The 22,531-nt window shown below is 71.1% G+C and carries 21 protein-coding genes and 1 pseudogene; 3 read left to right on the top strand and 19 right to left on the bottom strand.

Translation table 11 applies throughout. From position 1 onward, the window contains the following. Nucleotides 1–9: 9 nt before the first annotated feature. From ACH4TL_RS16915 to ACH4TL_RS16850, 14 genes are all read right to left on the bottom strand, one after another. Nucleotides 10–690, bottom strand: coding sequence for a response regulator (locus ACH4TL_RS16915; protein WP_398314672.1), 681 nt, complete (start codon nt 688–690; stop codon nt 10–12). Further along, on the bottom strand, nt 687–2,090 hold the full coding sequence (locus tag ACH4TL_RS16910; protein ID WP_398314671.1) for a sensor histidine kinase: 1,404 nt from the start codon (nt 2,088–2,090) through the stop codon (nt 687–689). The genes ACH4TL_RS16915 and ACH4TL_RS16910 overlap by 4 nt, the downstream gene beginning before the upstream one ends. 59 nt (nt 2,091–2,149) lie before the next feature. Continuing rightward, nucleotides 2,150–3,052 carry an alpha/beta hydrolase gene (locus ACH4TL_RS16905; RefSeq protein ID WP_398314670.1) on the bottom strand — a complete coding sequence of 301 codons (903 nt, stop codon included), beginning with the start codon at nt 3,050–3,052 and terminating at the stop codon, nt 2,150–2,152. Between the two features lie 3 nt (nt 3,053–3,055). Next, nucleotides 3,056–4,276, bottom strand: a complete 1,221-nt coding sequence (gene kynU, locus ACH4TL_RS16900) for a kynureninase (RefSeq protein WP_398314669.1) — start codon at nt 4,274–4,276, stop codon at nt 3,056–3,058. Then, a complete protein-coding gene (locus tag ACH4TL_RS16895; protein WP_398314668.1) occupies nt 4,269–5,144 on the bottom strand; it encodes a tryptophan 2,3-dioxygenase family protein in 876 nt (291 codons plus the stop codon). The genes kynU and ACH4TL_RS16895 overlap by 8 nt, the downstream gene beginning before the upstream one ends. 224 nt (nt 5,145–5,368) lie before the next feature. Beyond that, the gene (locus ACH4TL_RS16890; RefSeq protein ID WP_398314667.1) at nt 5,369–5,782 is read right to left on the bottom strand and encodes a DUF3151 domain-containing protein; all 414 of its coding nucleotides are present in this window, start codon (nt 5,780–5,782) and stop codon (nt 5,369–5,371) included. 95 nt (nt 5,783–5,877) lie between these two features. Further along, nucleotides 5,878–7,437, bottom strand: a complete 1,560-nt coding sequence (locus tag ACH4TL_RS16885; protein ID WP_398314666.1) for an MFS transporter — start codon at nt 7,435–7,437, stop codon at nt 5,878–5,880. Between the two features lie 113 nt (nt 7,438–7,550). Continuing rightward, nucleotides 7,551–8,573 carry a class II fructose-bisphosphate aldolase gene (gene fbaA / locus ACH4TL_RS16880; protein ID WP_398314665.1) on the bottom strand — a complete coding sequence of 341 codons (1,023 nt, stop codon included), beginning with the start codon at nt 8,571–8,573 and terminating at the stop codon, nt 7,551–7,553. 216 nt (nt 8,574–8,789) lie between these two features. Beyond that, on the bottom strand, nt 8,790–9,329 hold the full coding sequence (gene pyrE, locus ACH4TL_RS16875) for an orotate phosphoribosyltransferase (RefSeq protein ID WP_398314664.1): 540 nt from the start codon (nt 9,327–9,329) through the stop codon (nt 8,790–8,792). A gap of 43 nt (nt 9,330–9,372) precedes the next feature. Next, the gene (locus ACH4TL_RS16870) at nt 9,373–10,185 is read right to left on the bottom strand and encodes an aldose 1-epimerase (protein WP_398314663.1); all 813 of its coding nucleotides are present in this window, start codon (nt 10,183–10,185) and stop codon (nt 9,373–9,375) included. Nucleotides 10,186–10,257: 72 nt separating this feature from the next. Next, complete coding sequence (locus tag ACH4TL_RS16865; protein WP_398314662.1) at nt 10,258–11,100, bottom strand: SRPBCC domain-containing protein; 843 nt, start codon at nt 11,098–11,100, stop codon at nt 10,258–10,260. A 71-nt stretch (nt 11,101–11,171) separates the two neighbouring features. Further along, nucleotides 11,172–12,752, bottom strand: coding sequence for a polyamine aminopropyltransferase (locus tag ACH4TL_RS16860; protein ID WP_398314935.1), 1,581 nt, complete (start codon nt 12,750–12,752; stop codon nt 11,172–11,174). 113 nt (nt 12,753–12,865) lie between these two features. Next, nucleotides 12,866–13,414: a DUF2617 family protein gene (locus ACH4TL_RS16855; RefSeq protein WP_398314661.1), complete on the bottom strand. Its 549-nt coding sequence runs from the start codon at nt 13,412–13,414 to the stop codon at nt 12,866–12,868. A 313-nt stretch (nt 13,415–13,727) separates the two neighbouring features. After that, nucleotides 13,728–14,027 carry a hypothetical protein gene (locus ACH4TL_RS16850; RefSeq protein ID WP_398314660.1) on the bottom strand — a complete coding sequence of 100 codons (300 nt, stop codon included), beginning with the start codon at nt 14,025–14,027 and terminating at the stop codon, nt 13,728–13,730. A gap of 196 nt (nt 14,028–14,223) precedes the next feature. Here ACH4TL_RS16850 and ACH4TL_RS16845 point away from each other — a divergent pair. Next, nucleotides 14,224–14,961: pseudogene (locus ACH4TL_RS16845) on the top strand (aminotransferase class I/II-fold pyridoxal phosphate-dependent enzyme); the annotation flags it as partial. A 30-nt stretch (nt 14,962–14,991) separates the two neighbouring features. Continuing rightward, nucleotides 14,992–16,428 (top strand): recombinase family protein, encoded by a 1,437-nt coding sequence (locus ACH4TL_RS16840; protein WP_398314659.1) that lies wholly within the window; start codon nt 14,992–14,994, stop codon nt 16,426–16,428. 162 nt (nt 16,429–16,590) lie between these two features. Here ACH4TL_RS16840 and ACH4TL_RS16835 read toward each other — a convergent pair whose 3' ends face one another. From ACH4TL_RS16835 to ACH4TL_RS16820, 4 genes are all read right to left on the bottom strand, one after another. Then, entirely contained in the window at nt 16,591–18,006 is a 1,416-nt protein-coding gene (locus ACH4TL_RS16835) for a replication initiator (RefSeq protein ID WP_398314658.1), read from the bottom strand. A 280-nt stretch (nt 18,007–18,286) separates the two neighbouring features. Next, the gene (locus ACH4TL_RS16830; protein WP_361486214.1) at nt 18,287–18,484 is read right to left on the bottom strand and encodes a hypothetical protein; all 198 of its coding nucleotides are present in this window, start codon (nt 18,482–18,484) and stop codon (nt 18,287–18,289) included. Continuing rightward, the gene (locus ACH4TL_RS16825) at nt 18,481–19,791 is read right to left on the bottom strand and encodes an FtsK/SpoIIIE domain-containing protein (protein ID WP_398314657.1); all 1,311 of its coding nucleotides are present in this window, start codon (nt 19,789–19,791) and stop codon (nt 18,481–18,483) included. Before ACH4TL_RS16825 ends, ACH4TL_RS16830 begins: the two co-directional genes overlap by 4 nt. After that, nucleotides 19,791–20,147: a hypothetical protein gene (locus tag ACH4TL_RS16820; protein WP_398314656.1), complete on the bottom strand. Its 357-nt coding sequence runs from the start codon at nt 20,145–20,147 to the stop codon at nt 19,791–19,793. Before ACH4TL_RS16820 ends, ACH4TL_RS16825 begins: the two co-directional genes overlap by 1 nt. A gap of 170 nt (nt 20,148–20,317) precedes the next feature. On the opposite strand from ACH4TL_RS16820, the gene ACH4TL_RS16815 reads away from it, so the two are divergent. Continuing rightward, nucleotides 20,318–21,070: a GntR family transcriptional regulator gene (locus ACH4TL_RS16815; RefSeq protein WP_398314655.1), complete on the top strand. Its 753-nt coding sequence runs from the start codon at nt 20,318–20,320 to the stop codon at nt 21,068–21,070. Nucleotides 21,071–21,076: 6 nt separating this feature from the next. Here the strand turns inward: ACH4TL_RS16815 and ACH4TL_RS16810 are convergent, their stop codons facing one another. Then, complete coding sequence (locus tag ACH4TL_RS16810; protein WP_398314654.1) at nt 21,077–22,195, bottom strand: pentapeptide repeat-containing protein; 1,119 nt, start codon at nt 22,193–22,195, stop codon at nt 21,077–21,079. Nucleotides 22,196–22,531: the final 336 nt, after the last annotated feature.

Raw genomic sequence — 22,531 nt, 5'->3', positions numbered from 1 at the left:
CTGCCGGGGTCAGCCTCCCGGGGTCACGAGCCGTGCCTCGTACGCGAAGACCGCGGCCTGGGTGCGGTCGCGCAGCCCCAGCTTCACCAGGATCCGGCTCACATGGGTCTTCACCGTCGACTCGGCCACCATCAGATGCTCCGCGATCTCCGCGTTGGAACGGCCCCGCGCGACCAGCACCAGCACCTCGTTCTCCCGCTCGGTCAGCTCGTCCAGCCGCTCCTGCGGGCCCGGCCGCGGCGCACCGAGCAGAGTGACCCCGTCGCCCTGCGAGAACGTCGCGATGAGCCGCTTGGTGACGGTGGGCGCCAGCAGCGCCTCCCCCGCCGCCACCACCCGTACCGCCTCGCCGAGCTGACGGGCCGAGGCGTCCTTCAGCAGAAAGCCGCTCGCCCCGGCGCGGAGCGCCTGGTAGACGTACTCGTCGAGGTCGAAGGTGGTCAGCACCAGGACCTTGGCGTCAGCGTCCGCCGCCACGATCTCCCGCGTGGCCTCCAGCCCGTTCAGCTCGGGCATCCGGATGTCCATCAGCACCACATCCGGGCGCAGCGCCATGACCTGGGCTATCGCCTCGCGGCCGTCGACCGCCTCGCCGACGACCTCGATGTCCGGCTGGGCGCCGAGCAGGACGGAGAAGCCCTCGCGGACCATCACCTGGTCGTCCACGATCAGCACGCGGATGTTCGTCATGCCATCGGCTCCGCTGCCGCCTCCGTCGCCGTCTCCTTCGCCGTCTCCTTCGGGGTCGCCGCCTCCGGAGCAGCCGTCTCCGGGTCCGGCGCCTCCGGAACCGGGATGAAGACGGTGATCTCGTAGCCGCCGTCCTCCTCCCTCGCCCCGGCCCGTATCTCCCCGCCCAGCATCGTGACCCGCTCCCGCATGCCGAGCAGCCCGTGCCCCATACCCGGCGAGGGCGGCACCGCCTTGGTGGGCGGCCCGTTGACGATGCGCAGCCCGAGGCCGCCCAGCACATACGACACCTCGACGCGTGCCGTGGAACCCGGGGCGTGGCGCAGCGCGTTGCTCAGCGCCTCCTGCACGATGCGGTACGCGGACAGCTCCACGCCCTGCGGCAGCGGGCGCACCGCGCCGGTCATGACGTGGTCGACCGTCAGGCCCGCCGCCCGCACCCCCGCGAAGAGGCCGTCGAGCGCGGCCAGCGTCGGCTGGGGCGCCTCGGGGTCGGTGTCCGTGTCGATGTCGTCGGCCCGCACCACCCCGAGGACCCGGCGCAGCTCGGTGAGGGCGATCACCGCGTTCTCCCGGATGGTCGCGAAGCTCTTGGTCAGCTCCTCGGGCGGGTTCTCCACCCGGTACGGGGCCGCCTCCGCCTGGATCGCGATGACGGACATGTGGTGCGCGACGACGTCGTGCAGCTCGCGCGCGATCGTCGCGCGCTCCTCCAGCGTGGTGCGGCGGGAGCGCTCCTCGACGGTCACCGACTCCTGCACCGCGATCTGCCGCCTGCTCTCGCGCAGACTGCGCTCGGTGACGACGGCGCAGAGCATCAGGCCGGAGACCAACAGCACCGGGACGGTGTCCGAGGAGAGGTACTGGGGGAGGTCGCCGAAGTACTCGAAGGCACTCGCGAGAAGGGCCGAGAGCAGCCATATCTCGATGGCCGCCCGGGGGCGCGACCGGACCGCGACCATCACCATCACCAGGACGTGCGAGATGGCCAGCGGAATGGGCCACGGCCAGCCCAGCCCCCAGTCCAGGGGCAAGAGGTCCAGACCCACCACGGCGCTCGCCCCGAACGACAGCCAAAAGGCGCCGACCGGCCGGAACATCGTCAGCAGCAGCGGCACCCCGCTCAGCAGGGCCAGCACCAGGCTCGTGTCGTCGGAGACCATGAAGACCGACTGGGCCATGACGTAGAACGCGCAGGCCGTGAGCGCGGCATGCGGCAGCCAGCCCACGTAGGGCCGGAGCCGCAGCGGGGCCCGGCGCACCAGCGGATGCGCGGAACTCAGCGGCGGCAGCGGGCGGATGGCGAACGCGTCCTGGATCAGGTCCTGCCGCAGGCCGGACAGCGCACTGCGGGCGATGCGGAGTTCGGTCCGCGGGATCGTCTGGGTCACGTCACACACCGTAGGGAGCGGGCAGGGCCCACGTCGTCCCCAACGATGGTGATTGTCCGGCGTCCCTCTCAAGTACTACGGGTACGGGGCCGAGACGCATCCCGCACGGCGAGCCGGGCGATCTCGCCGGCGACCGTGCGCGCGGCAGCGGTGGCCGGGTCGATCAGCGGAAAGTGCCCGACGGCCGCGATGCGCACCACCCGCGGCGGCTCCCCGGCGACCGCCCCGGCCGCCGCGAAGGAGTCCGCGACCTGCGGCGGAACGTCGACGTCCGTGCCGCCCTGCACCAGGACGGTGGGCACGCCGGTGGGCAGCAGCGCGGCGGGATCGGCGAGTGGGAGCCGCGCCGCGAGCCGGTCGCCGAGCAGTTCGTCCACGGCGTCCGAGCACACCCGCAGCGCGCGGGCGGCGGTGAGATCCGCGATCGGGGCGAGCGCGACGACACCGTGGAGCGCGGGCGGCGCGGGCAGATGCCACCGGGCGTGCGGCGGCAGACGGTGCCGTGCCGCCGCCCACAGCGCGGCGTGCCCGCCCGCAGAATGCCCGGCGAGCACGACCCGCCCGCCGTCCACCCCGCCGAGCCCCGACTCCCGCACCAGCTGCGGCAGCCGGTCCACGACGGCGGCGATGTCGTCCAGGGTCTCCGGCCACCGCCCCGCCACGGGCCGCGCCCCTGGCGGGTCTTCACGGTCGCCATCCGCCGCGGCGCCCCGCCGGTATTCCGGCACGGCCACCGCCAGGCCGTGGCCCGCCAAGTGGGCGGCGAAGGGGGACAGATGGTGGCGGTCGTAGGGGGCGCGCCACGCGCCGCCGTGGAAGAGGACGACCAGCGGAGCGGGCCCCGCCGGGTCGCGGGGCAGAAAGAAGTCCACCGCCTGGTCCGGGTGGTCGCCGTACGCGGCCGTCGCGTCCGGCGCCACCGGGGCGTGGCCGAACAGGGACGCCTCCTCGGCGGCCGCGTCACGTCGCATCGGTCAGCCCGCCTCGCCCAGCACGTCGGCCAGCACCCGCGCCGCCCGCTCCACCTCGGCGAAGCCGGTGTACAGCGGGGTGAAGCCGAAGCGCAGCACATCGGGGCGGCGGAAGTCGCCGACGACTCCGCGCCGCACCAGCTCGGCCATCACCTCGCCCGCGTCCGCGCAGCGCAGCGAGACCTGGCTGCCGCGTTCCGCGTGGGCGGCCGGGGTGACGGACTGGACGCGCCCGGCCGGTACGTACCGCTGGACACACCGCAGGAAGAAGTCCGTCAGGGCCAGGCTCTTGGCCCTGACGGACTCTACGGGCACGTCGTCCCACACCTCCAGCGCGGCCTCCAGCGCCAGCATGGAGAGGATGTCGGGGGTGCCGACGCGGCCGCGCGCCGCGCCGTCGGCGGGGGCGTAGGCGGGGTCCATGCCGAACGGGTCGGCGTGGGAGTTCCAGCCGGGCAGGGGGGAGTCGAAGCGCGGCTGATGCTCCCGCGCCACATACAGATAAGCGGGCGAACCGGGCCCGCCGTTGAGGTACTTGTACGTACAGCCGACGGCCAGGTCGACCCCGTGCGCGTCGAGCCCCACCGGCAGCGCGCCCGCGCTGTGGCACAGGTCCCACACGACGAGCGCCCCGGACGCGTGCACGGCGGCCGTCGTACCGGGCAGGTCATGGAGGCGGCCGGTCCGGTAGTCGACGTGGTTGACGAGCGCGACGGCGGTGCGCGGCCCGACCGCGGTCGGCACCTCGTCCGCCGCCACGGCCCGCACGGTGCAGCCGGTCATGCGGGCGGCGGATTCGGCGATGTAGCCGTCGGTGGGGAAGGTGGCCTCGTCCACCACGATCTGGTCGCGGTGGGCGCCGCGCTGCTGCGCGATGCGCACCGCGGCGACGACCGCCTTGAAGACGTTCACGCTGGTCGAGTCGCCGACCACCACCTGCCCCTGGGCGGCCCCGACGATCCGCGCCACGCGGTCGCCGATCCGCTCGGGGGCGGTCCACCAGCCGCTCTCCTCCCAGGAGCGGATGCGCAGCTGTCCCCATTCGCGGGCCACGACGTCGGCCAGCCGGGCGGGGACGGCGGAGGGCAGCGCGCCGAGCGAATTGCCGTCGAGGTACACGGTGTCGTCGAGGGTGAAGGCGTCGCGCTTGGCGCGGAGTTCATCGGCCGCGTCGAGCGCGGCGGCCTCGTCAGTCAGCTCCTCGGGGAGCGTCGTGTCAGACATGGCTGCGCGCCGTCCACAGCTCGGGGAAGACGTTCTTCGCGGCGCGCTTCTCCAGCCACGCCACCCCGGCGGAGCCGCCGGTTCCGGTCTTGGCGCCCATCGCCCGCCGAGTGGCCACCAGATGGTCGTTGCGCCAGCGCCACACCAGCTCGGCGACCTCGGTCAGCGCCTCGCCGAGCCGGATCAGCTCGCCCTCGCGCGGACCGGAGTAGATCTCCTGCCACACCCGCTCCACCGCCGGATCCGGTTCGTACCGGCGGGCCGGGTCGCGGTCCAGCACGGCGGCGGGCACGGCGTGGCCGCGGCGGGTCAGGAAGCGCAGCACCTCGTCGTACAGGCTGGGCTCGGTCAGCGCCTTCTCCAGCTCCGCGTGCTCGCGCGGCGCGCCCCGGTGCGGGACCAGCATGGACGCCGACTTCTCGCCGAGCAGGAACTCCATCCTCCGGTACATCGCGGACTGGAAGCCGGAGCCGTCGCCGAGCGCGGAGCGGTACGCGTTGAACTGGCCGGGCGTGAGGTGCGCCAGCGGCTGCCAGGACGCGTTCAGGGACTCCAGCTCGTAGGTGGAGCGCCGCAGCGCCTCCAGCGCGGTGGGCAGGTCGTCCTCGCGCAGCGCCTGCGCCGCGGTGTGCCACTCGTGGACGATGACCGTGAACCACAGCTCCATGACCTGGGTGGTGACCAGGAAGACCATCTCGCCGGGATCGTCGGAGAGCGGGTGCTGGAGGTGGGTGAGGACGGACGCCCGGACGTAGTCCTCGTACGGAGTCGTGCCCTGGAAGTCCAGATGGGGCGCCTCGGGCTCGCCGTCGGACGGGACGGCTTCCTCGGGCGCGGGGGCGGATTTCGGGGCAGGCTGCTGCGACATCGCATCTCCTGTGTACTGCTCGCCACCGGGTAGCGGTCCGCCCCATCCCTTCGGTCTCGGAGCCCCGGTCCCCTCAGGGACCACTTCTGTGGTCCCTGCCCGCATCATGCGTGCCGCACGCGCCGGTCGCAAGTGCGTGCGGCACGTTCACGACGGCGCGAAACGGGCCTGCCGGGGCGATTCGCCCCGGCAGGCCCATGCCCCGGAAGAGGCTCGGCAGAGCGTCAGGAGAGCGTGTCCGCCGCGGTCGGGGAGCTGTCGCGCAGGAACGTCGCGCAGCGCTCGTACTCCTCCTCCTCACCGATGGACTGCGCGGCGCGGGCGAGCGCGTGCAGGGCGCGCAGGAAGCCGCGGTTCGGCTCGTGCTCGAACGGCACGGGGCCGTGGCCCTTCCAGCCGCTGCGCCGCAGGGCGTCCAGTCCGCGGTGGTAGCCGGTGCGGGCGTACGCGTACGACTCGACCACCCGGCCGTTCTCGAACGCCTCGTCCGCGAGCTGGGCCCAGGCGAGCGAGGAGGCCGGGTACTTCGCGGCGACCTCGGAGGGAGCCGCGCCGGACGCGAGCAGTTCCCGGGGCTCGGGGTCGTCGGGCAGATGGGTCGGGGGCGGTCCCCCGAGCAGATTCTCGTGAATGGCCATGGGTTCCAGTCTGCCGGACCACCCGCCCCGCCCGCCGCCCCACGCCTGATCCGGCCCACGGGTCGGGCGGCCGGGGCGCGGGTCGGGACCGTGGCTCAGGCGGCCGGGCCGCGGCGGCGGCCCGGCTTTTCGCCCGGGTCCAGGGGCGGGGCGCCCACCCCGCAGTGGTACGCGCACTCGGGACGGCAGGGGCGCGTGTCCTCCTTGAGCCCCTCGGCGGCCTCCGCGCCCTCCGCGCCCCCGGCCCGCTCCAGGGCGTCCGTCCGTACCGTGCGCCAGGCGATGAACGAGCCCACCACCAGCACCGCCGCGCAGATCGGCATCGCCCGCCGGAAGGACTCCGAGAACCGGTCCGCCGACCGGTACGCCTCCGAACCCATGCCCGCCAGCAGCGGCAGCGCCGCCACCGCGACCAGGCCCGCCGCCCGCGCCGCCGCGTTGTTGATGCCGCTGGCCAGGCCCGCGCGTCCGACGTCCACCGAGGCCAGGACGGTGGCGGTGAGCGGGGCGACCAGCACCACCATGCCGAGCCCCATCACCACCAGCGCGGGCAGCACGTCCCGCCAGTAGACCGCCCCCACCCCGGCCCGGGTCATCAGCAGCATTCCGGCCGCGCACAGCAGCGGGCCGACGGTCAGCGGAATCCGCGGCCCGATGCGCTTGCCCAGCTCACCGGAGCGGGCCGACAGCAGCAGCATCAGCAGGGTCGTCGGCATCAGCGCGGTCCCGGCGGCCAGCGCGGAGTAGCCGACGACCACCTGGAGGTTCAGCACGACCAGGAAGAAGAAGCCGCCGAAGGCCGCGTACACGCACAGCGTCACCGCGTTCACGGCGGTGAACTGGCGCGAGGAGAACAGGGTGAGCGGCAGCATCGGCTCGGGGCGGACCCGCTCCACGTACACGAAGGCCGCCCCCGCCAGCAGCCCGCCCACCGCCGGAAGCACCACGGACAGCGACGCGCCCCGCTGCGGCGCGGCGATCAGCGCGTACGTCACCAGGCCGAGCGCGAGCGCGCCGAGCACCGCGCCCAGCACGTCGAACCGGCCGTGCGCCCGCGGATCCCGCGACTCGGGTACGTGCCGCAGCGCGACCGGTACGCACACGGCCGCCAGCGGCACGTTGAGGAAGAACACCCAGCGCCAGCCGGGGCCGTCCACCAGCCAGCCCCCGAGGAACGGCCCGATCGCCGCCCCCACCCCGCCGAACCCGGACCACAGCCCCACCGCCCGGGCCCGGTCGTCGGGGTGGATGACCGACTGGATCAGCGCCAGCGACCCCGGGGTGAGCAGCGCCCCGCCGATGCCCTGGAGCGCGCGGGCGGCGATGAGCACCCCGGCGCTCGGCGCCATCCCGCACAGCAGCGACGCGAGCGCGAACCACACGACCCCGATGATGAACACCCGCCGCCGCCCGAACCGGTCCCCGAGCGCCCCGCCGAGGAGGATGAGCCCGGCGAGGGTGAGCATGTACGCGTTGACGGTCCACTGGAGTACGGCGAGGTCGGCGCCGAGGTCGAGCCCGATGCGGGGCAGCGCGACGTTGACGACGGTGCTGTCGAGCAGCGCCATCGCGGAGCCCAGCACGGTGGTGAGCACGACCCACCGCCCCGTGGTCCCGGAGAGCCGTACGGTGCCGTCGCCCGCGTCATCGCCCATACCAGGATCATCCCCGCAGCCCCCGCCCCGAGCCACCCCGCGGACATGCCGCAGCACGCGGGCCCGGGGCCCGCCACGACGGCGGGACCCCGGGCCCGGAGGGAACGGCGCGGTTACTTCAGCTTGGTGCCGGTGGAGCGGAGGTTGGCGCAGGCCTGGGTGACGCGCTCGGCCATGCTCTTCTCGGCCGCCTTGCCCCAGCTCCGCGGGTCGTAGGTCTTCTTGTTGCCGACCTCGCCGTCGACCTTCAGCACGCCGTCGTAGTTGCGGAACATGTGGTCCGCGATCGGCCGCGTGAAGGCGTACTGGGTGTCGGTGTCGAGGTTCATCTTCACCACGCCGTTCTCCAGCGCCGTGAGGATCTCCTGCTCGGTGGAGCCGGAGCCGCCGTGGAAGACGAAGTCGAACGGGTCGGTCTTGCCGGACTTCGCGGCGATGCCGTCCTGGAGCTGGCGCAGCAGCTCCGGGCGCAGCACGACGTTGCCCGGCTTGTAGACGCCGTGGACGTTGCCGAAGGAGGCGGCCAGCAGGTAGCGGCCCTTGTCGCCCAGGCCCAGCGCCTCGGCGGTCCGCTCGACGTCCGCGACGGTGGTGTACAGCTCGTCGTTGATCTCGTGCGAGACGCCGTCCTCCTCGCCGCCGGTCGGGGTGATCTCGACCTCGAGGATGATCTTCGCCTTGACCGCCTCGGCCAGCAGCTCCTGCGCGATGCGCAGGTTGTCGTCCAGCGTCTCGGCGGAGCCGTCCCACATGTGCGACTGGAACAGCGGGTTCTGGCCGGCCGCGACGCGCTCCTGGGAGACCGCGAGCAGCGGACGCACATAGCCGTCCAGCTTGTCCTTCGGGCAGTGGTCGGTGTGCAGCGCGATGTTGACCGGGTACTTCTTGGCGACGACGTGCGCGAACTCGGCGAGCGCGACCGCGCCGGACACCATGTCCTTGTCGTACTGGCCACCCAGGAACTCGGCACCACCGGTGGAGATCTGGACGATGCCGTCGCTTTCCGCCTCGGCGAAGCCCCGCAGCGCGGCGTGCAGCGTCTGCGTCGAGGTCACGTTGATCGCCGGGTAGGCGAACTTGCCTGCCTTCGCCCGGTCGAGCATCTCGTTGTAGATCTCAGGGGATGCGATGGGCATCTGTCCGCTCCTTGTGATGTGCCGGTGAGGTGTGGGTGGCCCTGACCTAGGGGGAGTCCTGCGGCGACGTCATCGTCGTGGCCATCTTCCCAGACTCCGTCGGTTGCTCCACACGGTGCACGCGCGGACCACACGGACGGGGGGTGGGTGGTTTCACGTGAAACCACCCACGCGATCACCCCAGGTCAGATTCACTGGTCAGATCCGCTGGTCGGGTCAGCTCAGGCCCAGGTCGGCGAGCGAGTACGCCGGTACGTACCGCAGCCCGGCCTCCGCGATCGCGGGCGCGGCCCCCCGTTCGACGATCGTGGCGACCGCGACGACCTCGGCGCCCGCCTCACGCGCCGCCTCGACGGCGGTCAGCGGCGAGCCGCCGGTGGTGGAGGTGTCCTCGACCACCAGCACCCGGCGGCCCGCGATGTCCGGGCCCTCGATCCGCCGCTGGAGACCGTGGGTCTTCTGCGCCTTCCGGACGACGAAGGCGTCGAGTTTGCGGCCCCGCCCGGCGGCCGCGTGCAGCATGGACGTGGCCACCGGGTCGGCGCCCAGGGTCAGGCCGCCGACCGCGTCGTAGTCCAGGTCGGCCGTGGCGTCGAGCATGACCTGCCCGACCAGGGGCGCGGCCTCGGCGTCCAGGGTGATCCGGCGCAGGTCGATGTAGTAGTCGGCCTCCTTGCCGGAGGAGAGGGTCACCTTGCCGTGGACCACGGCCTTGTCCTTGATCTGTCGCAGCAGGGCGTCACGCGCTTCGCTCATGCGGACGAGCTTAGGCGGTGTCCGCACCCGCTCCCATCGGCCCCTACGCCAGCTCGCGCCAGCTCCACGTCATGGAGATCTCCAGCGGGTCGATGGGCGTGACCAGGCGGGGAAGGGTGTTGAGACCGTTCGGCGGCCCGGACTGCGGTTCGACGCACACCGCCTCCGCCTGCTCGTCGTAGACCACGACCCATTCGCTGCGGCTGGTGACCTTGAGTTCGAGCCGCCCCGGCCAGGTCAGCGTGACGTCCACGCCGTCCGGCATGCCGAAGCAGTCGTCCCACGGGCCGGGGCGCGGCGGGATGCGGCGGCCGGTGGGGAGGTGGTTCTCGCCGCGCTCCTCCTGCCACTCGGCGGCGAAGGACAGCTCGACCTCCGAGCCGCCCTCGCCCAGGTCGCGCAGGAACCACGGGTGCCATCCGGCCTGCGCCGGGAAGGAGTCGCCCTCGGTCTCGACGCTCATGGTGACGGTCAGCGCGTCCGCGGCGAGGTCGAAGGTCTGGGTGACCCGGCCCTCGTACGGCCACGGGTCGGCGAGGTCGTAGGTGAAGGCCGCGCTGTCAGGACCGGTGCGGACCGTGCGCCAGGCGAGGTCCCGGCCGGTGCCGTGGATCGCGTGCGGCGGGGAGTTGACGGGCAGCTGATGGCTCCGGCCGCCGTCGCGGAACCGGCCCAGCTCGACCCGGCCGCACCAGGGCACCATCGGGAACGACCCGTACCGCGGGCCCTGCCGCAGCACCTCCGTGCCACCGATGCGCAGCGAGCCGATGCGGCAGCCGTTGTCGGGCGAAACGGTCAGCTCGGCGTCCCCGACGGTGAGCCGGACGTCCTTGGTCTCCGTAGTCTCTTCGGTCACGCCCCGACCCTATGCGCAGCCGCTCGACGGCGGCGAGCCATCACGGAAGCGCATCCACTCCTCAGCGGCGGCTCAGCGGCGACGGCGCAGTACGCGCCGTCCGACGACGACCGCCGACGCGATCACCACGGCCGCGGCGGGCGCCGCCCAGCGCAGCGCGGCGCCGGTGTGCCCGGCCTCGGGCGCCGGTACGGGGGCGTAGCGGCCGCGGGGCGGGGCGTGGTCGACCTCCTCGGTCGAGCGGCCGATCATGGTGCGACGGGCGTGCGCGGCCTCGGCCGGGGGCTCGTCCTCGTCCAGCCCGCCCAGCTCGGCGAGGGCGCTGACGTCGTCCAGGTCCTCCACCTGTTCGACGACGTCGTCCAGGTCGCCGATGTCGTCCACGTCGACGTCCTCGGCCTCCTGATCCGCGTGGTCGTCGTCGCGCAGCGGCAGCTCCGCCTCCGCGAGGGGGTCGTGGTCGGCGGGCGGGGTGACCGGGGCCGCTTCGAGGCCGGAGGCCAGCGCCGCCCCGAAGCGGTCCAGCAGCCGGCGGGCCACCGTCTCGACGGCCTGCGCGTCGAATTCGGCCAGCCGCCCCTCGCTGCGCACGGTCCCGGAGCAGAGCAGCCCCGTACCGCCGCCGTCCACCGCCCGGACCGTCACGGTCAGCGCGACCTTCACCGAGCCGCCGCCCCGCGCCTCGGTGCCCTCGCCCTCGACCTCCACGGCACCGCCGCGCTCGGTGACGCGCAGCGCACCGCGGTAGGTGATGGTGGATCCGCCGATGCGCAGCCGCAGCCGCCCGGCCAGCGGGCCCGCGTCCTCGTCGGCGTCCTGTTGGAGCCCGGGGACGCAACGGGCGATGCGGTCGGGCTCCGAGAGCGCCTGCCGGACGGTGTCGACGGGAAACGGAACGAACACCTCATGCTCCATAGCTCAAAACACTACCCATCGCGCGTTGGCTGAGACCCGTTCCCACGCAACTTTCGCCCGGTCACTCCTCGTCACTCCCCATAGCGCGGACGCATGAGCGTCGAGGGCGGCAGATCCGGCTCCCGGCCCCGCTCGGCCGCGCGCCGCGCCGCGTCCAGCCGGGCCTGGGTGAGCGAGCGCGGGCGGGGGCCGTGCGGAGCGAGGGTCAGCGGGACCGGGGTGCGGGCCGCGAGCAGGAACCCCCAGTCGCGCGGCCCGTCGCCGGTCGGCCCGTCCGCCGTCGGCCCGCCGCCCGACGGGCGCGTCGTCACCACGTACGGCACCGTCCGCAGCCCCACCGACCGCATCGTCGCGTCCACCGTCCAGTACGCGCGGGGCCGCGGGCCCGCCTCCCCCGCGTGCACGGCGAGGCGGCCGCCGGGGGCCAGCACCCGTTCGGCCAGGCCGTAGAACTCCTGTGAGTACAGCTTGGCGCTGGAGGTGAGACCGGGGTCGGGCAGATCGGACACCACGACGTCGTACGCGGCGCTCCGCCGCAGCCAGTCGAAGGCGTCCGCGGTGACCACCCGCACCCGCGGATCGCGGTACGCGCCCGCGTTGAGGGCGGAGAGCGCGGGGTCGCGGCGGGCGAGCCGCACCACCTCGGGATCGCGCTCGACGACGGTCACCGAGCGGACCCCTCCGTACCGCAGCACCTCGCGGGCCGCGAGCCCGTCGCCGCCGCCCAGCACCAGCACCCGGCGGTGCGGTCCGGCCGCCATCGCCGGGTGGATCAGCGCCTCGTGGTAGCGCATCTCGTCGTGCCCGCTGACCTGGAGCCGCCCGTCGAGGAACAGCGACAGCGGCCGCCCGCGGGTGCGGCCGCCGGTCAGCACGACCTCCTGCACCCCGGTGCGCAGCGCGACGCGCACCTCAGGACCGTACACGGCCTGCCGGGCGGCCCGTTCGAAGGAGGGGGTGAGGACGGCGCCCGTGGCCAGCAGGGCGAGCACCAGGGCGTTGACGACGATCAGCGCCCACCGGGACCGCGCGCTGAGGTCGCGCCGGAACAGCCACAGCACCAGCGCCCCGCCCGCCACCGCGTTGACCGCGCCCGTCACCAGCGCGCCGGTCAGCTGGCCGAACGCGGGCAGCAGCAGAAACGGAAACGCGAGCCCGCCGACCAGCGCGCCCACGTAGTCGGCGGCGAACAGATCGGCGACCGCGCCGCCCGGGTCCTGCCGCCGCACCCGCTGGATGAGCGTCATCAGCAGCGGCACCTCGGCGCCGATGAGCACGCCGATCGCGAACGAGAAGCCGACCAGCGCGGAGCGCGACTGCCCGTACCACGCGAAGCACGCGTACAGCGCCATCGCGGAGCAGCCGCCGAGGAGCGCGAGCACCGCCTCGACGGCGCCGAAGCCGACCGCGGCGCGGCAGCGCAGCCGCTTGGCGAGCAGGGAGCCGACCCCCATGGCGAAGACCATCACCGACAGGACGACGGACGCCTGGGTGACCGAATCGCCCGCCAAGTAGGAGGCGAGGGCGACGAGTTCGAGTTCGTAGACCAGCCCGCAGGCGGCGCAGACGAAGACGGTGACGAGGATCAGGAAGCGGCCGAACCCGGCCCGCACGGGCAGCCGCACCGGACTCTCGGGCTCCGGCGCGGGCATGGGGAATTCGGTCACGAACGGAACGCTACGTTACAAATCACCCACGCCTTGTCACCCACAAGGGTGCACTGACTGCCGCTCATCCGTACACCGCATCATCCGCATCATCCGCTTCATCCGCACACCGGATCGGCGGGCGGCCGGAGCTCCATGGGTATGGACGCCACCCCCAGGCAGGTGCGGGTGGTCACCAGCCGCCCCTCCTGCGGATAGGCGTGCCAGGTGCGCCAGCCCACCGTGCCCTCGTGCCACTGCGCGAGCAGCGCGGTGAACGCGTGCGGGCTGCCGGGGAACGTCCCGGCCAGGCCGTGCGGATGGTCGGCGACCAGCGCCAGTAACTCCTGGGCCCGCCCGGCGAACGCACCCTGCGACAACTCCTCGACCCGCGCCGCGAATTCGTACTCACGGCCGTCGACGAGCGTGGAATACCCCAGCGGAAGCGGGGTGCTACTGCCGGACATGCAGGCCACGGTCTCCGAACAGCGCCCGTCCTCCGCCTCGAGGAGAACCTGGTGCGAGGCCCCGAGAAGCCTCAACTGCACGGCGAAGCCGTGCAGTCGGAGGTCGAGCACGGCCAGCGCCGGAAGCGGTTCCCGCCCCAGGGCCCAGGCCAGTTCGTCGGAACGGGTGTCGGTGTAGGCAGTCTTGAGGGTCGTGAGCATGGGTCGGCTCCGCAAGCACGCAGGGGAAAGGTGGGCCGGCTCGCCCCGCGGTGGTCCAGGGGTATGCGGATACGCCGGCTCGTGCCCACGTGGGGTCCGTAGGGCGGTGGTATACGGAATCATGAAATGGTCGGCGCCACATCGTTTTTACCCACCTTCGCCGGGTTTCCACCCCCTAGGGCGGTCCCCAGCTCAAGTGTTCAACACACGTGCGCCCGGCGCACGTTGCCGCGCCGGGCGCACATCGGGAAGCCGACCCCCCCTACGGCTCCCCGGAGGGCTGCTCAGGTGCCTCCCCCGCAGGACGTGTGACTCAGGCGCCTCCCCCGCAGCCACCGCCGCCACCGCCACCGCCGCCGCAGCCACCCCCGCCGCCGCAGCCGCTGCCACCTCCGCAGCCGCCACCGCCGTGGTGGCCCCCGCCACCACCGCAGCCGCCACCGCTCGACCCCCCGCTGCCGAGCCACCAGCCACCGCCGGCCGCCCCGCCGGACGACCCCGCCCGGTACGCCCCCCGGCGACCGCCGTACCGCTTCCTGGCCTTACCGGCGCTCAGCGCCGCCACCGCCCCGATCGCGAAGACCACGACGACGAACACGATGATGAAACCCATGGGGTCCTCACTCCTTCCATCCCCCGTAGCGAGCCCCCTACGGGGGTGTCTTGCCGGTCATGCCGGGCTCCCGCCTGACCGGCAAGACACCCCCTGGCGAGGTACCGCTCTGTCGTGTCTGCGGGGCTCCTGCCCGGGTTCGTCCCCCTCAAAAGCGGAGTTGAGGAAGTCCAGAGGTTCGACGGAGGATGGGCCCATGGGACGACCGCTGCTCAATCGCCGGCTGGCCGCATTCGGCACCACGATCTTCGCCGAGATGTCCGCCCTCGCCGTGCGCACTGGTGCCATCAACCTGGGCCAGGGCTTCCCCGACACCGACGGCCCCGAAGAGGTGCGCGAGGCCGCGGTGCGCGCCCTCCGCGACGGCCGCGGCAACCAGTACCCGCCCGGCCCCGGCATCCCGGAACTGCGCACCGCCGTCGCCGAGCACCAGCGGCGCTTCTACGGCCTGGAACGCGACCCCGACACCGAGGTGCTGGTCACCGCGGGCGCCACCGAGGCCATCGCCGCCTCGTTGCTGGCCCTGCTGGAGCCGGGCGACGAGGTGATCGCGCTGGAGCCGTACTACGACTCGTACGCGGCCTGCATCGCGATGGCGGGCGGCACCCGCGTCCCCGTCACCCTCCGCCCCCACGACGGCGCCTTCCGCCTCGACCTGGACGAGCTGCGCGCCGCGGTCACCGACCGCACCCGCCTCATCCTGCTCAACACCCCGCACAACCCCACCGGCAGCGTGCTCACCCACGACGAGCTGGCCGCCGTCGCCGCCCTCGCCGTCGAGCGCGATCTGCTGGTGATCACGGACGAGGTCTACGAACACCTCGTCTTCGGCACCGCCCACACCCCGCTCGCCGCCTTCCCCGGCATGCGCGAGCGCACCGTCAGCATCAGCAGCGCGGGCAAGACGTTCTCCTTCACCGGCTGGAAGGTCGGCTGAGTCATCCCCTCTTCATACACTCCCGCCATGGCGACGAAGACAGCGAAGCGACTGCCCATCACCCCCGGCACAGAGGCAGCGATCTACTGCCGGATATCCCACACCGATGACGACGACCAGACGGGCGTAGACCGACAGGAACGCATCTGCCGTGAGATCGCCGAACGGCTGGGGCTCGTCGTCCCCCCGTCCCTGGTCTTCGTGGACAACAACCGGTCGGCTTGGCGACGGGACCGGAAGCGGCCGGGGTGGGACACCATGCTCAAGGAGATGGAAGAGGGCGAGATCCGTCATCTGATCGCCTATCACCCGGACCGGCTGATGAGGCAGCCGAGGGATCTTGAGGAACTGCTGACGATCTCCGACAGCAACCGCATCACCTTGCACGGTGAGGCCAACCGACGCGATCTGTCCGACCCGGATGACCGCTTCATCCTCCGTATCGAGGTGGCCCACGCCTGCCGCTCCTCGGACGACACCTCACGCCGGTTGAAGGACACGATGGACGACCGGGCGAGGGCAGGCACCCCGCACACCGGCCGCCGCCGCTACGGCTACACCAAGAACGGCATGGAGGTCATCGAGGAGGAGGCGGAGATCGTGCGCGAGGTCTTCCGCCGCTTCCTGGCCGGAGAGTCGCCCCGCGCCATCGCCCGCGATCTCAATGAGCGCGAGGTGACGACCGCACTCGGGAAGTCGTGGGGGCCCGACACGGTACGAGCCCTGATTGATTCACGGCACGTCGCCGGTATCCGGATGTTCCGAGGCGAGGAACACGGCATCGGCAGCTGGCCCGCGATCATCGACCGGGGGCAGTGGGACGAGGCTCAGGAGAGGCGGAAGTTCCGCGCGGAGCAGTCAGCGGAGAAGAACAAGCGGACCCGCTACTACCTGCTGCGTGGCGTCGTCATGTGCACCTGCGGCCGGACCATGAGCGGAAATTCCGGGAGCGTCTACGAGTACCGCTGCACGCGGCGGGTGGCGGTCGACGGTACGGCGTGCAAGCGTACGATCGCGGCGGAGCCCTTGGAACGATTCGCCCGGGACGTCGCGATCAACGTCCTGTCGAAGCTCGACGTCAGCGGCCGGACACCCGCCACGACCACCCGCCCGGCCGCCGACGTGGAGGCGGACGAGAGGGACGACCGGAAGCTCAAGGACCTTTACGAGATGTGGGACGCCGACGAGATGCCGACCCGGGAGTACCGGCAGAAGCGACGCGAGATCGAGGCCCGGATGAGGGAGCGGCAGAAGCAGACCCGTATCCGGCCCGTGGTCGTGCTGGAGGGAGTCGCCGGGCCGAAGGCCGCAGAGAACTGGAAGCGGCTGGAGAAGAACGAGGACTACGCCCGCATCAACGCGATCTTCCGATTCCTGTTCGGGGGCATCGTCATCGGTCCGGCGTCCGGGGTTGGCAACTTCGACACAGACCGGATCAGCATCAAGCCGAACCCGCTGGACTGAGGACGAACGCCCCTCACGGGCCGAGGAGCTGCGCGAGACGTGCGGCACTCCTCGGCCCGACTCGTGTCGGGAACTTGGCGGCCTCCCTGCGCACGGCCGCCGCCCACTTTTCATCAGTCTCAGGCGCCCGACGCCTGCATACCGCGCTCCGTACAGGCTGGCTCATACGGCACCGCCGCCCGTACCCGCGACGTGCAGTTCTTCTCGCGCGATCTCGCGATTCCGCGCGTGGTCTTCTGCGACCCCAGCAGCGAGGAGCGCGGCACCCGGCGTGTGACCGGAACCGACGTAGCGCCAGTGGGCATCCGTGATCGTGTCGGGGTCGTCCGCGAGCTGAGCCCCGCTGGATTGGTGGTCGGCTCGTTCGGCGCGCAGTGCGGTGTAGGTCGTCGAGTAGGCCCGGGACTTGGTGAGGATGTGGCCCCGGTAGCCGAGCGTGTGAGCCCAGGCGCGCAGCCTCAGCGGCTCCAATTCGGCGAGGCCGCCCAGGCGCCAGCAAGCGCGCATGAGCGTTCGGACGTGGGCCGAGACGGGAGCCGCCCCGATCTCGTGGAAGCTGGCGACCTGGTGGTCGAGTCCCGCCCCGGTGTCGGTGGCTCCCTTGGTGACGTACTTGCCGACGTACGCGGCCACGGCGTCATCGGCCAGGCCCTCACCGCTACCGAAGGCACGGAGCGGCCGGGCGTCGAGTTCGGAGCCCCAGCGCAGTTGGTGTTCTCCCAGAGCCGCGCTGTGGGGCGTGTGGAGGTGTACGGCCGCCGCCGCAGTGCGCACTGCGGACGCGAGAACGTCAGCCGTTGCCCAGGCCGGTGGCGGATCGTCCGGCCCGTGTGCGCCGTCGAGGCGCACCACAGCATGGACGTGGACAGCGGCACGCTTTTGGTACTCGGCGACCTTGGCGTAGGAGATGCGCAGGCTGCGGCGTAGTGCGGTACGGGTGCGGCCGACGCGAGCGGCGAGGTGGTTGTAGAGGTTGTCTGTGAACGCCTTCCACAGCCGTCCCGCGTGCGCGTGCCACAGGACATGCCCGGGGTAGTCGTAGCAGCCGGGGCACAGCGGTTGGCCGGTGGCCGGGTCATCGGCGTCGTGGATGGCCGGGCAGCCGAGGGAACGGCCGTGATCGCATCGCCCGGCATCACGTCGCGGTCGGCAGCGCTGCCCGTCAGCAGTGGCACGGTGGACGGGCCCGAAGCTCGGGGCCGTGAGCGTGAGGAACAGTCGAGGCCGGTCCCGTACGTCGGCGGGGACGGTCTTGCCGCCGACGAGTCCGGCGCGCACCAGGTGGAAGGTGTCGCCTGCGTGGAGGCGGGAGCAGGGGGCGCAGACGGTTGCGCGGCGGTTGCGGCAGCGGATCAGGAGCCGTTCGCCGGGTTCGTTTCGGGTGTCGTAGTGGTGGAGGACTTCGCCGGTTGCTGCGTCTCGGGTGGTGGTGGAGCCGGTCAGGTGGATCGGGTGGGCGCAGCCGCCGGTAGCGGTGATCTGCTCCAGCCAGCGGCCGAAGCCTGCGTCTTGGACGAGGCGGATCAGGTCTTGGTCAACTTCGGAGAGCTGACGCAGGCGCGCCGCGCGGTCGAGCACGGCGCGCCTGTCAGCCGAGGTGATCTCGGCGGTGATGGTGGGGACCTCCCGGGGTGGGCCGCCGCAGCGGCACGAATGGTTGCGGTTGGGTGGGTGTCGTCCATGGCGATCACTCCCTTGGTTGGCGGGGTGGGTTGGGTGGGTCAGCGGATGGTTCCGGTGCCCCGGCAGCAGCGGCAGCGCCGCCGGTGGCCGGTGCGGGTCTTGGGGAAGCGCTCCCCCTTGCAGATGGGGCAGCGGACACGGCGCATGGTCACCTGGTGGGCCTCCCGAGGGTGGTCTAGCTGTTGTGGGTGAAGCCGGAGAGGAGCCAGTTCACGAGGCCGTCTGCGGTGAAGATGACGGGTGTCTGGCCCAGGTACATGCCGAACAGACCGATCAGCACCGCTTCCCACCAGCGCACCGCGCGGGAGCGGACCAGGAGCACGGTGGCGAGCCCGAAGAGCAGCGCCAGCGGGAGAGCCGCTTGCTCGCTCATACGTCATCCCCTCCGTTCAGGTCTTCCAGGGCGCGGACGATCCCGCGCAGGCGGGGTGCGAGCCCCGCGTATTCGGCCGCCGTCAACTGGGCATCCGTGGGGGTGGTCAGGTGGGACCGCCCGCGCATCCAGCCACCCAGCTCCCCGGTGGTGACCGCGACACCTTGTTCGGCCTCTCCGATGGACTGCGCGACCGCTACCGCGTCCTTGTTCAGATCGCCCAGAACCATCTCTGCGGTACCGGGGTCGTTGACGCGGTGGCAGACACGGCCGCTCAACTGGGCCCGCAGCGCCGTTACCCCCGGCCCGAGGTCGGAGCCGAACCGCTGTCCGGCCACCACCAGGTGCATCCCCAGTGCCGCACCGAGCTGCGCCAGGCGCAGGAGGTAGGTGGAGCACTGTTCGGCCTCTGCCCGCTGTTCCTTGCTCCCGCCTGTCAGGTACAGCTCGGCTATCTCGTCGACGATCACCACCACGGGCATCGGCCGCTGTTCCTCGGGCAGTTCCCAGATCGAACGGGCCCCGGCCGCCCGGCAGGTGCGCATGCGGTCCTGCATGTCGACCACCAGGGCCCCGAGTACCGCGATGGCCTCACTGCGGCAGGTGGCCAGGGCTGAGAGCCGCCGTTCGAACAGGCCCAGTTCCATGCCGCCCTTGCAGTCGACGCCGACCAGGGCAACAGGTTGCGGAGCGAGTTCGGTGATGAGCCGGGCGATCAGGGTGGACTTGCCCGACCGTGTGGCGCCGACGATCAGCCAGTGCGGTATCCGCCGGAAGTCCATCACCCAGGCGTGGCCTGTCTCCAACGTGCCGACCACCGCCGACAGTAATGACGCCGACACCTCACCTGTAGGCCGGTCCGGATGCTCCAGCGGATCACTGGCTGACGCGGTGATCAGCACGACGCCGCGTTCGGGAGAGACGATCCGCACCGCGTGCACCCGCCAGGCATGGGCTAGCGCGTCAGCCGCAGCGAGGAACGGTTCCGGGGTCTGCCCCGGGTGCAGTCGCACCAGCACCGACAGTCCATTCGGCGTGGGTTGGGGGAAAGACAAGCGCGGCACGCGGGTGCGCAGAGGCTCGCCCTTGACCGCCAGATCCCCCAGCAGGCGCCGATTGGGTTTGTGGGAAACGGTGAGGTCATTGAGGTGAGCGACCTTGCGCCAGGTGACCATCACCCGCAGCGCGGTACGCGGGAAGCCAATCAGGTACCAGTGCCAGTCCGGCCGCTGGTCTCGCAGTTGGGGGCCGATGACCGCCATCCAGGCCACCACCAGCAGCGCGACGATGAACAGGAGCGGACCCATCACGCACCACCGCCCTTGCCCGCCGACGCCGACGAGCCCGGAGCCGGTACGGGGGTGATAGCCGCTGCGCGGAAGCTGACGCCGTGGCGGTCGCCCATGGTCCAGGCGAACGCCTCCAGGCCCGTCACCCGCACCTCCGAGCCCTCCACAACGCCCTTGGGCTCACCGGATACGGCGATCTCGATCACCGACACGCGCCGCCCGTCCTGCCGCACCGTCACGGCGACGGTGTAGATCGTGTTGCCGTCCCGGTCCTTCTTGACCTCCTTGCTTTCGAAATCCGCGATCTTCGGTTCGGGCCCGACCGCGCACCGCAGTACGCCCAGCCGGGATGTGTCCACAGGGATGGACTGCATGGGTTGTGGGCCTCCTTGGCCAGTCGAGACGCCACACGTCACGTGACGTCACTCGTGCTTACGAGTCGCCAACTATGCATGCCTTGACGGCCGGAGGCAAGTACTTATGCTTACGAGTGACATCAGGTCACGTCAGAACTACCGACGACAGGTGACGAGGAGAGCCCGGCATGGGAGAGATCCAGCGCCCCGGAGCGCTGTACCAGCAGGTTGCCGCCGAAATCCGCAGCGGCATCGCGGCAGGCGAATACAAGCCCGGGGCCCCGCTCCCCTCAGAGGCCCAGCTCATCGAGCGCTACAAGGTCAGCCGCCCCACCGTCCGCAAGGCCATCGCTGCACTCCGCGCCGAAGGACTCATCGAGGTCATCCACGGCAAGGGCAGCTACGTCCGCGCCCTGCCCGCACCCGCCGTCACCATCGAGCGGACCATCACCCGCAGCGGCAAGACCTTCCACACCGGACACCAAGCGTGGGAGCGGGTCGAGGAACCGGCCATCTACCGCACCACGACCACGGCGACCACGGCCCCGCTGCTTGGACTCGACGAGGGGGAAGCGCTCTTCGGTGTCGACCGGTTGCTAGCCGACCCCGACACCGGCGCCCGCGCGCTCCACCGCGTACTGATCCCGTTCACCACCGCCGACCAGGCCGAACAACTGGCCCAGGCACCGGACACCGAGCCCGAGCAGATCTACGCCATCCTCACCGCAGCCGGACACGAACTCACCTGGCACGAGACCGTCAGCGCCCGCATGCCACTGCCCGACGAACGCAGCACCCTGGACACCCCCGACGCGACCCCGATCCTCCACACCGCCCGCGTCACACTCGGCACCGACGACCACCCGCTACTCCTCGAAGAACTCCGCGCCAGCGCCGACCACGCTCAACTTACCTACCGAATTACCGCCAGCGCAGCCTAGAAATCATCATCCAGAGACTTTTCCCTTAATGCGTGGGTCCTCCGCCAATCTACGCGGGAGGAGTGTTGAAGCAGACAGCTCGGCTGAGGCAAGCTGGTCGACTTGCAGCCCCCTCGCTGACGATAGATCGGCGTCGCTCAGCGTTGCTCCATCAAGGTTCGCATTTCCTAAGTCAGCTCCATTTAAGCGGGCCCCATCAAGTTCAGCTCCTCTCAGTCGAGCCTCATAAAGGCTAGCTCCTTCTAAAAATGCATGGAGCAAGCTCGCTTTATCTAGTCGGGCACCATCCAAATAGGCCCCTCGAAGCTGAATGTTGTCTAGCTCAGCCCCCTCTAAATGGGTGGCGAATAGTTGAGCCGCGTGCAGCTGCGCACCGTTTAAATCGGCCCCTTGCATCTGCGCGTTGTCCATTCGAGCTTTCGTTAGCTGAGCATCGCTAAGGTTTGCCTTCTTCAGCTGAGCGAAGTCCAAGTTCGCCTCCTGAAGTTGCGCACCACTCAAGTCGGCACCGTCCAGTCGGGCATTGGTCAAGTCCGCTCCGCGCAGGTTGGCGCGGGCAAGATTGATGCGGAATGTTTCTGGTCGCCGTGGGCGTCGGCATAAAACGGTAAGTGCGGCCTGGATGTGTTGCTCTAGGTCAATATTGCAAGGTTCTTTCTCGTTCGCGTCAAGTTGGTCAGGTTTAGCGCCGGAAGGAGGGTTGCGAATGTAAGCGGCAAGGACTTCCACAATGGCGGCATGGTCTCTCTCTGAGTCCCGCATGATCCGCTCCAGGGCATAAATACCGCCGATGCGTTGGGTCGGGTTGTCGGAACCAAGTAACTTGATGGCTTCAACATACCGATCAGTAAGCTGCCCTTCTCGGGTTAACTCGACGTCTCTGGCGTCCTTTTCTCGCGTATGCCTTAGGGTCTGGTGCGTGTAGTAAAGACCGACTCCAGCAACAACTCCTGCACCCATTGCGACCATCATGGTGCGAAATCCAGTTATGACGACGCCATCAGCAGGTTCAAGAGCTCGATCTCGTAGATGGCTACCGTCGAACCACCAGGGTCCGCGCCAAAGCAGCAGAAAGAACCCCAGCATGCCGATGGCAGCAGCGCTCCACGCTAAGCTTCTCTTCATGTACTCGTTGTAGCAGCCAGCCCTATCCGCTCGTACTGTGCTTCCCACACTCGGTGGCTGAAGACGGTGTCGAAACCTGTCTTCACTTACTCAAGGGCGCGCCTTGCGGCGCGCCGGGCGGTGTGGGCGCCCCGCCGGGCTGCGGCGTGGCCGCCGGTCCCGTCGGGCGCCCACCGCCCGCACTTCCGAGCGCGCCACGATCGCTCACGAGGAGCCGACCGCCGTACGGGCTGGTGCGTCGTGGCTGGGGCCGACGGCCTACGCGACTTTTAGGCAGCCACCACGGGGCGAGCCTCTAAGAACAGGGGGCCGATCGGTCGCAAACGCGGGCAGGAT

This window comes from Streptomyces sp. NPDC021115, assembly GCF_044333065.1.
Lineage (GTDB): Bacteria > Actinomycetota > Actinomycetes > Streptomycetales > Streptomycetaceae > Streptomyces.
The sequence above is the reverse complement of the archived record's forward strand: the minus strand, read 5'-3'. Positions and strand labels throughout refer to the sequence as shown.

What these genes read in the sequence shown, in the direction of transcription:
- ACH4TL_RS16915 (WP_398314672.1), bottom strand. Translation starts at nt 690, where the DNA reads ATGACGAACATCCGCGTGCTGATCGTGGACGACCAGGTGATGGTCCGC.
- ACH4TL_RS16905 (WP_398314670.1), bottom strand. Translation starts at nt 3,052, where the DNA reads ATGCGACGTGACGCGGCCGCCGAGGAGGCGTCCCTGTTCGGCCACGCC.
- kynU (WP_398314669.1), bottom strand. Translation starts at nt 4,276, where the DNA reads ATGTCTGACACGACGCTCCCCGAGGAGCTGACTGACGAGGCCGCCGCG.
- ACH4TL_RS16895 (WP_398314668.1), bottom strand. Translation starts at nt 5,144, where the DNA reads ATGTCGCAGCAGCCTGCCCCGAAATCCGCCCCCGCGCCCGAGGAAGCC.
- ACH4TL_RS16890 (WP_398314667.1), bottom strand. Translation starts at nt 5,782, where the DNA reads ATGGCCATTCACGAGAATCTGCTCGGGGGACCGCCCCCGACCCATCTG.
- ACH4TL_RS16885 (WP_398314666.1), bottom strand. Translation starts at nt 7,437, where the DNA reads ATGGGCGATGACGCGGGCGACGGCACCGTACGGCTCTCCGGGACCACG.
- fbaA (WP_398314665.1), bottom strand. Translation starts at nt 8,573, where the DNA reads ATGCCCATCGCATCCCCTGAGATCTACAACGAGATGCTCGACCGGGCG.
- pyrE (WP_398314664.1), bottom strand. Translation starts at nt 9,329, where the DNA reads ATGAGCGAAGCGCGTGACGCCCTGCTGCGACAGATCAAGGACAAGGCC.
- ACH4TL_RS16865 (WP_398314662.1), bottom strand. Translation starts at nt 11,100, where the DNA reads ATGGAGCATGAGGTGTTCGTTCCGTTTCCCGTCGACACCGTCCGGCAG.
- ACH4TL_RS16860 (WP_398314935.1), bottom strand. Translation starts at nt 12,752, where the DNA reads ATGCCCGCGCCGGAGCCCGAGAGTCCGGTGCGGCTGCCCGTGCGGGCC.
- ACH4TL_RS16855 (WP_398314661.1), bottom strand. Translation starts at nt 13,414, where the DNA reads ATGCTCACGACCCTCAAGACTGCCTACACCGACACCCGTTCCGACGAA.
- ACH4TL_RS16850 (WP_398314660.1), bottom strand. Translation starts at nt 14,027, where the DNA reads ATGGGTTTCATCATCGTGTTCGTCGTCGTGGTCTTCGCGATCGGGGCG.
- ACH4TL_RS16840 (WP_398314659.1), top strand. Translation starts at nt 14,992, where the DNA reads ATGGCGACGAAGACAGCGAAGCGACTGCCCATCACCCCCGGCACAGAG.
- ACH4TL_RS16830 (WP_361486214.1), bottom strand. Translation starts at nt 18,484, where the DNA reads ATGAGCGAGCAAGCGGCTCTCCCGCTGGCGCTGCTCTTCGGGCTCGCC.
- ACH4TL_RS16825 (WP_398314657.1), bottom strand. Translation starts at nt 19,791, where the DNA reads ATGGGTCCGCTCCTGTTCATCGTCGCGCTGCTGGTGGTGGCCTGGATG.
- ACH4TL_RS16820 (WP_398314656.1), bottom strand. Translation starts at nt 20,147, where the DNA reads ATGCAGTCCATCCCTGTGGACACATCCCGGCTGGGCGTACTGCGGTGC.
- ACH4TL_RS16815 (WP_398314655.1), top strand. Translation starts at nt 20,318, where the DNA reads ATGGGAGAGATCCAGCGCCCCGGAGCGCTGTACCAGCAGGTTGCCGCC.
- ACH4TL_RS16810 (WP_398314654.1), bottom strand. Translation starts at nt 22,195, where the DNA reads ATGAAGAGAAGCTTAGCGTGGAGCGCTGCTGCCATCGGCATGCTGGGG.